This is a genomic window from Bradyrhizobium sp. LMTR 3 (assembly GCF_001693485.1).
In the GTDB taxonomy this organism is placed as follows: domain Bacteria; phylum Pseudomonadota; class Alphaproteobacteria; order Rhizobiales; family Xanthobacteraceae; genus Bradyrhizobium.
Window position 1 is genome coordinate 1 of record NZ_MAXC01000038.1, and the last position, 1,787, is coordinate 1,787.

2 protein-coding genes are annotated in these 1,787 nt (G+C 65.9%); both read right to left on the minus strand.

Features of this window, described 5'->3' with window-relative positions; all coding sequences use genetic code 11:
• A partial coding sequence (locus LMTR3_RS23565; protein WP_065747404.1) for a chemotaxis protein CheW occupies window positions 1-323 on the minus strand: 323 nt, incomplete at its 3' end.
• 33 nt (window positions 324-356) lie between these two features.
• Window positions 357-1,787 (minus strand): ATP-binding response regulator (locus LMTR3_RS23570; protein WP_141686778.1); only part of this gene is annotated, 1,431 nt, incomplete at its 5' end.

Genomic DNA, 1,787 nt, shown 5'->3' on the forward strand with positions numbered 1-1,787 from the left:
GGCAGCCGCAGCACCTCGCCGATCTGGTCGATCAAGAGGCCGTAGGACTCGCCTCTGAGGTCGACGCCGACCGCCATCGGCGGCTTGCCGTCGTCGTTCTTCGGCAGGCCGAGCCGGGCGCGCATGTCGACCACGGTGACGATGCGGCCGCGCAGATTGAGCACGCCGGCGATCTCGGCGGAGGACAGCGGCACCCGCGTCAGCCGTTCCGGCATGAACACGTCCTGGACGCGGGAGATCGGCAGGCCGAACAATTGCCCGCCGATCACGGCGGTGACGTATTCGGCGACAGTGCCCTCGATGGTCTCGGTCTTGGTTGTCATGGTCTAACTTCCTTATGCCCCGGCCAAGCTTGCCTATGCCGCGCGCCGGGTCTCGGCGGTCTGTTCCTTCAGCGCCGCGATCAGGCCGGGGCGGTCGAACTTGGCGACGTAGTCGTGGAAGCCGGCCTGCCGCCCGCGCTCGATCGCCGCCGGCGACACCAGCGAGGACAGCGCGATGATCGGCAGCGTGCCCAGATTGTTGTCGGCGCGGATCGTCTCGGCGAACTCGAAGCCGTTCATGTCGGGCATCTCGATGTCGGTCAGCACCACGTCGAAGCTCTGGCCCGAGCGCAGCGCGGTGAGCCCCTCCTGGGCGTTGACGGCGACCCGCACCTTGTAGCCGGCGGCTTTCAGGACCGGCGCCAGCATGTTGCGGAAGAAGGCGGAGTCATCGACCAGGAGCACCGATTGCGCGGTCGAGGAGGCCCGCATCTCCTTGCGCGCGAACCAGTCGGCAAACGCCATTGGTAAGAAGTGGCCGACGTCGATCACCTCGGTGGCCTGGCCCTTGATCACGGCGGAACCCAGAATGCCGTCCTGCTGGCCGGCGACCTCGATGTGCAGCCGCTCCTCGACGATGTCGATGATCTCGTCGACCACGAGCCCCATCGAACGGCCGTCGTCGGCAAACACCAGGATCGGCTGCGAGCCGGAGGTCTGGACAGTGACGCCGGCCATCTGCACCAGCGGCATGAGCTGGTCGCGGTACTGCACCATGTAGCGGCCGTTACTGAGCTCGATCTTGTCGGTGGCGATCTCTTCCAGCCGGGTGACGAGGCCGAGCGGCACCGCCTTGGGCTGCGAGGAGCCGGCGCGGAACACCAGCAGCGAGGTGAGCTGTTCGCCGGACATGGCATGCGCGGCGGAAGCCTCGTCGGCCATCTCATGGGCCGAGGCGCCGGAGGCGCCGAGCGCCTTGGCAATGCCGTTGGGGTCGATGATCATGATCACGGCGCCATCGCCCAGAATGGTGTTGCCGGAGAACATGTCGATGTGCCGCAGCTTGGTCGACATCGGCTTGACCACGATTTCTTCGGTGTGGAACACGCCGTCGACCACGATGCCAAAGGTCTGGCTGCCGACCTGGGTGACCACGATGAAGCCGTTCTCGGGGTCGCTGGACGAGCCGTCGTCGATCTTCAAGAGCTTCTTCAGGTGCATCAGCGGCAAGAGCTTGTTGCGCAACCTTAAGACCGCGGTGTCCTTGATGCGCTCGATGCGGTGTTCGGAGTTGGCCCGCGCCCGCACCAGTTCGACCACAGACAATTGCGGGATCGCAAAGCGGTCGCCGGCGGCTTCCACGATCAGGGCCGAGACGATCGCCAAGGTCAGCGGGATCTTGATGGTGACGGAAGAACCTTCGCCGGCCACGCTCTTGATGTCGATGGTGCCGCCGATCTGGTCGATATTGGTGCGCACCACGTCCATGCCGACGCCGCGGCCGGAGACCGAGGTGACGGTGGC